The sequence below is a fragment of the Microbacterium sp. B24 genome (assembly GCF_000333415.1).
GTDB lineage: Bacteria > Actinomycetota > Actinomycetes > Actinomycetales > Microbacteriaceae > Microbacterium.
Genome location: NZ_BADB01000279.1, coordinates 1 through 5,920, shown reverse-complemented (window position 1 = coordinate 5,920; position 5,920 = coordinate 1). Strand labels below are relative to the sequence as shown.

Here is a 5,920-nt window from a genome sequence, read left to right as displayed (position 1 = left end):
GCGGTGTGGCTTCGCAGCTTGCGCCTCGCCCGCGGCGGCCTCATCGTGCTCGGCGCTGCGCTCGCGCTCCTCATCGCCGTGGCCGTGGTGAAGCATCGCCGTGAGCGGCGGCCCGGTCACCACCACGGTTCTCATCGCGCTGGTCGTGCTGATGGCTGCGGTCATCGCCGCGACGGCGGTCTTCCACGTGCGGGTCGACGAGACGGGGCTGACCGTCATCTCCGCAACCGGCTTTCCCCGCGTGCACATCCCGATCACGGAGGTCGAACGCGTCGAGGTCGTCGACGTCAGCCCGATGGGTGAGTTCGGCGGCTGGGGTCTGCGGTGGGCGCCGGGCGGAGGCTTCGGTGTCGTCCTGCGTGCCGGCCCGGGCATCCGGGTTGTGCGTGCCGATCGTCGCGTGTTCACCGTCACCGTCGATGACGCCCAGACCGGTGCAGCTCTGCTCGCCGCCGAGGTCGCGCGCGCCGCGGGGCGTTGACCCCGCATCGGCGACCGGGTTTGCTGGGGCTATGACCGAGCTCTCGCTGCCCGCCGCCCATGAGGTGGACCGTTACCTCGTCGACACCCTCGTCGGTACCGACGACGCCCTCGCGGCAGCGGTGGATGCCCAGCGCGCCGCGGGCATGCCCGCGATCGAGGTGGCGCCTACGGGGGGCAAGCTGCTGTGGCTGCTGGCGCGCCTGAGCGGCGCGCGGCGGGTGCTGGAGGTCGGCACGCTGGGGGGATACTCGACGATCTGGCTGGCCCGCGGCATCCCCGACGACGGTCGGGTGGTGACGATCGAGGCCGAAGCCCGCCACGCGGAGGTGGCCCGTGCCAGCGTCGACCGCGCCGGCGTGGGGGAGCGCGTCGACATCCGCATCGGACGGGGCGCAGACGTGCTGCCGACCCTCGCCTCGGAGGCGCCCTTCGATCTCGTCTTCATCGACGCCGACAAGGAGTCCAACACGCTCTACCTCGATTGGGCGGCGCGGCTGGGACGACCCGGCACGGTGATCGTCGTCGACAACGTCGTCCGCAGCGGTCGGGTCGCGGATGCCGAGGATTCCAATCCGCAGGTGCGCGGCGTGCGGGCGGGCTTGGAGATGCTGCGCGACGACCCGCGTTTCACGGCGACGGCGCTGCAGACCCTGGATGCGAAGGGGTGGGACGGCATCGCGCTCGCGCTGGTCGTTTGATCCGGTTCGGGGCATGTGGGTCCATCGCGCAGGTCACTAGACTCGAACACGGAGCAGGAGCACACCCGTGACGCTCCGAGATTCACCCTTCACAAGCAAGGAGTCCCCTGTGGCACTGATCGAGGCTGTAGGCGCACGCGAGATCCTGGATTCGCGTGGCAACCCGACCGTCGAGGTGGAGGTGCTGCTCGACGATGGGATCGTCCAGCGCGCGGCCGTCCCCTCCGGCGCGTCCACCGGCGCTTTCGAGGCGTACGAGCTGCGTGACGGCGACAAGAGCCGTTACGGCGGCAAGGGCGTCTTGAAGGCCGTCGCCGCCGTCATCGACGAGCTCGGTCCGGCCATCGAGGGCGTCGAGGCGAGCGAGCAGCGCGTCATCGACGAGATCCTCATCGCCACCGACGGCACGGAGAACAAGTCGCGCACGGGCGCCAACGCCATCCTCGGCGTCTCGCTCGCGGTGGCCAAGGCGGCGGCCGACAGCGCCGACCTGCCGCTGTTCCGCTACCTCGGCGGACCGAACGCGCACGTGCTGCCCGTCCCGCTGTTCAACGTCATCAACGGCGGCGAGCACGCCGACAACGGCATCGACTTCCAGGAGTACTTCCTCGCGCCGATCGGCGCTGAGACCTACGGCGAGTCGCTGCGTTGGGGCACCGAGGTCTACCACGTCCTCAAGGGCGAGCTGAAGGCGGCGGGCTACAACACCGGCCTCGGCGACGAGGGTGGCTTCGCCCCCGACCTTCCCAGCAACCGCGAGGGTCTCGACTTCCTCATCAAGGCGATCGAGAAGGCCGGGTTCACCCCCGGTACGGACGTCGCCGTCGGCCTGGACGTCGCCGCCACCGAGTTCTACAAGGACGGCGTCTACACGGTCGAGGGCAAGGCCTGGTCGGCCGAGAAGCTCACCGACTACTTCGCCGACCTCGTCGCCAACTACCCGGTCGTCACGATCGAGGACGCGCTCGCCGAGGACGACTGGGAGGCCTGGAAGCACCTCACCGATGCCATCGGCTCGAAGGTCCAGCTCGTCGGTGACGACCTGTTCGTGACGAACCCGGTTCGCCTGCAGAAGGGCATCGACCTGGGCGTCGCGAACGCTCTGCTCGTGAAGGTCAACCAGATCGGCACGCTGTCCGAGACGCTCGACGCGATCTCGCTGGCGACCCAGAACGGCTACCGCTCGATGCTGTCGCACCGTTCCGGCGAGACCGAGGACACGACCATCGCCGACCTCGCCGTCGCCGTCAACGCGGGCCAGATCAAGACGGGCGCCCCCGCCCGCAGCGAGCGCGTCGCGAAGTACAACCAGCTGCTGCGCATCGAAGAGGAGCTCGGCGACGCCGCGGTCTTCGCCGGTCGCGGGGCCTTCCCGCGCTTCAAGGGCTGACGCCGCTGGAGATTCGCTGAGCGATTCGGGGCGCCTCCCGTCGCACGTCCGCGTGCCACGTAGGCTGGTCCCATGACGAGAGAGGGAGCCGAGCGCACTGCGCCGGCTCCCTCTTCCGCGTCCCGCCCGTCGCGCGCGAGCCGGGGCGCGGGCCGCGTCGACGTGAGGGCGTGGGCCGGCGGCATCCGCTTTTCCGCGTTCACCGTGATCATGCTGGGGCTCGTGGTACTCGCCGTCTTCACATTGGTGCCCACGGTCGGCACCTACCTCGGCCAGCGCCAGCAGATCGCGGCTTTGGCGCACTCCGTCCAGGTGAGCGAAGCAGATGTCGCGGCACTGCAGCAGCAGAAGGATCGGTGGAACGACCCTGCCTACGTGAGCTCCCAAGCGCGGGAACGGCTGTATTACGTACGCCCCGGCGAGGTCGTCTATCTCGTCGACAACGACCTTCCGGCAACGGCGATGCCCCCGTCGCAGGCGGCCGTCAGCGCGCAGGTGCAGGAGACCCGCACCGATTGGATGGCGCAGCTCGTGCGCTCGGTGGCCGGCGCCGGGCTCGCCCAGACGGCGGCGGTGCCGCCGGTCGCGCCCACTCGCTGATCAGCAGTCGGTCAGCCCGCCCCGGTACCCTTGACGGGTGCCGCATCCCGCTCTCTGCCCCGCCTCCGCCGCCGACCTCGAGGTCATGCGGGCCCAGTTGGGACGTCCGATGCGTGGCGTCGTCGGCATCGCCGCACGTTGCGTGTGCGGCAACCCGACGGTGGTCGCCACGGAACCGCGGCTCCCCGACGGCACGCCGTTTCCGACGTTCTACTACCTGACCCACCCCGGCGCGACGGCCGCGATGTCGGCGCTGGAGGCGAACCAGGTGATGCCCGAGTTGGCCGCCCTGCTCGCCGACGACGAGGACATCGCCGCCGCCTATCTCGCGGCGCACGAGGCGTACCTGTCCGACCGGGCGGTGTACGGCGACGTGCCGGAGATCGCGGGCATCTCCGCGGGCGGGATGCCGACACGCGTCAAGTGTCTGCATGCCCTCGCGGGGCACGCGCTGGCCGCCGGCCCCGGGGTGAACCCCATCGGCGACCTCGCGCTCGCGCGCGCCGACTGGTCGCCCGAGCGCTGCACCTGCGCCGATCCGCGGAGCGCGGTGTGAGCGCTCGCCGTCGGCGTCTCGTCGCCGTCGTCACCGCCGTCATGATCGGCCTGGGCGGGCAGGCGGCGGGTGCGGCGAGCATTCCCGCGGTCGCCGTCGCCGCGGGCGACCCTGCCCCGGCGGCTCTCGCCGGGCCGTCGGCCCTCGCCGCGACGGCACCTCCGCCGGGAACGGGCGATCCCGCCCGCGCGGCGGAGTACTGGCTCGACGAGTACGGCATCCGGCAGGCATGGCAGATCACCCGCGGCAAGGGGGTGACGATCGCTGTCATCGACACCGGCATCGGCCGATCCCCGGTCGAGTTCTCCGGTGCGGTCGTCGGGGGAGCGGACTTCTCCGGAGCCGGGTCGTCGGACGGGCGCACCCCGGTCGGGGCTGTCGATGCCAACCACGGCAGCTGGGTGGCCTCGTTGGCGGCCGCCCGCGGAACCGGTGCCGACACTGGGATGATCGGCGTCGCCCCCGAGGCGAATCTGCTCTCGCTGTCGATCGGATTCGGCGCGGCATCCTCGGTGCCGTTCGTGCAGCAGGTCGCCGATGCGATGACGTGGGCCGTCGATCACGGCGCCGACATCATCAACCTCTCGTTCACGACGAACACCCTGACCTGGGACCCGTCGTGGGACGATGCCTTCCAATACGCGTTCGACCACGACGTCGTGGTCGTGGTGGCCGCCGGAAACAAGGGCAGCGGTACCGAAGAGGTGGGCGCGCCGGCGACCATCCCCGGGGTGCTGACCGTCGGCGGTGTCAACCGTGCCGGCACTGCCAGCGAACAGGCCTCGACGCAGGGCATCACCATCGGCATTTCCGCGCCGAGTGAGCAGCTGCTGGGCGTCTCCGCCGACGGGCAGCTCGTCGTCTGGGACGGGACCAGTGGGGCCGCGCCCATCGTGGCCGGCATCGCGGCGCTCGTGCGTTCGGCTCACCCCGACTTGGATGCCGACAACGTCATCAACCGCATAATCAAGACGGCGCGGCCCGCCGCCGCGGCGACCAAGGTGCCCGACGAGAAGTACGGCTACGGGCTCATCGATGCGAAACGCCGCGGTGAGCGCGTCGGTCGCAAGCGTCAACAGCAACCCGATGGGAAGTCTGTCCGACTGGATCCGGCTGTACCGTCGCGCTGACGCCGGTCCCCAGCCCACCCCGACATCCTCGCCCGTCACCATCGAACAGCTGCCGGCGGCCGAGACGCTGGATCGACGTTCCCCGCTGCTGCCGAGCGTCGACACCCTCCTCTACGGCACCGTGCCGCTCGTGGGGGTCACCCTGACGGCTATACTGGTCGCGCTCGGTGTCACTGCTGCTGCCCGGCGCATCAGATCGGAGCGCGCACCTCGTACTCCGAGCCGTTGATTCAAGGAGTGCTTCCACCTGTGACTCACACAGAGACCAGCACGGCCACGCGTGCCGTGCCCAAGATCCTCATCGTCGGTGGCGGTTACGCCGGCTTCTACACGGCGTGGAAGCTCGAGAAGCACCTGCGCAAGGGTGAGGCCGAGGTCACGATCGTCGACCCGCTGCCGTACATGACGTATCAGCCCTTCCTGCCCGAGGTCGCGGCCGGTGAGATCGAAGCTCGTCACGTCATCGTGGGCCTGCGTCGGCACCTGAAGAAGACGCGTGTCGTCACCGCCAAGGTCACCGGCATCGACCACGCCACCCGCACGGCCACCATCACGCCGGCCGAGGGCGACGCGTGGCAGGAGAGCTACGACCAGATCGTGGTCACCGCCGGTGCTGTCTCGCGCACCTTCCCGATCCCCGGCATCGCCGAGAACGCGATCGGCCTGAAGACCATCGAAGAGGCGGTCGCCGTCCGCGACCGCATCCTCACCAACTTCGACCGTGCGGCGAACCTTCCCGCCGGTCCCGAGCGCGACCGCCTTCTGACCGTGGTCGTCGTCGGCGGTGGCTTCGCGGGCATCGAGGTGTTCGCGGAGACCCGCGCTCTCGCCTCTTCGCTGCTGAAGGACTACCCGCAGCTGCGCTTCGAGGACACGCACTTCCACCTCGTCGAGGCCATGGGACGCATCATGCCCGAGGTGTCCCTGAAGACGAGCGAGTGGGTGCTCAAGGACCTCGCCAAGCGGGGCGCCAGGGTGCACCTCGACACCCAGGTCACCGGCGCCGTGGACAGGGACGTCGAGCTCTCGACCGGCGAGGTCATCCCGACCGATCTCATCATCT

6 protein-coding genes and 1 pseudogene are annotated in these 5,920 nt (G+C 70.2%); all 7 read left to right on the top strand.

Annotation, left to right across the window (positions count from 1 at the left end; translation table 11 throughout):
- Positions 1-100: 100 nt before the first annotated feature.
- On the top strand, positions 101-481 hold the full coding sequence (locus I5I_RS07355) for a hypothetical protein (RefSeq protein ID WP_051039531.1): 381 nt from the start codon (positions 101-103) through the stop codon (positions 479-481).
- A 31-nt stretch (positions 482-512) separates the two neighbouring features.
- On the top strand, positions 513-1,181 hold the full coding sequence (locus tag I5I_RS07350; protein ID WP_036318169.1) for an O-methyltransferase: 669 nt from the start codon (positions 513-515) through the stop codon (positions 1,179-1,181).
- Between the two features lie 109 nt (positions 1,182-1,290).
- Positions 1,291-2,571, top strand: a complete 1,281-nt coding sequence (gene eno / locus I5I_RS07345) for a phosphopyruvate hydratase (RefSeq protein WP_036318168.1) — start codon at positions 1,291-1,293, stop codon at positions 2,569-2,571.
- Positions 2,572-2,643: 72 nt separating this feature from the next.
- The gene (locus I5I_RS07340) at positions 2,644-3,171 is read left to right on the top strand and encodes an FtsB family cell division protein (RefSeq protein WP_036318167.1); all 528 of its coding nucleotides are present in this window, start codon (positions 2,644-2,646) and stop codon (positions 3,169-3,171) included.
- Between the two features lie 85 nt (positions 3,172-3,256).
- Positions 3,257-3,727 (top strand): DUF501 domain-containing protein, encoded by a 471-nt coding sequence (locus I5I_RS07335; protein ID WP_036318171.1) that lies wholly within the window; start codon positions 3,257-3,259, stop codon positions 3,725-3,727.
- A pseudogene (locus tag I5I_RS07330) lies at positions 3,679-5,086 on the top strand (S8 family peptidase). The gene I5I_RS07335 and the pseudogene I5I_RS07330 overlap by 49 nt, the downstream one beginning before the upstream one ends.
- A gap of 56 nt (positions 5,087-5,142) precedes the next feature.
- Positions 5,143-5,920: NAD(P)/FAD-dependent oxidoreductase (locus I5I_RS07325; protein ID WP_036318170.1), on the top strand; the 778-nt coding region annotated here is incomplete at its 3' end.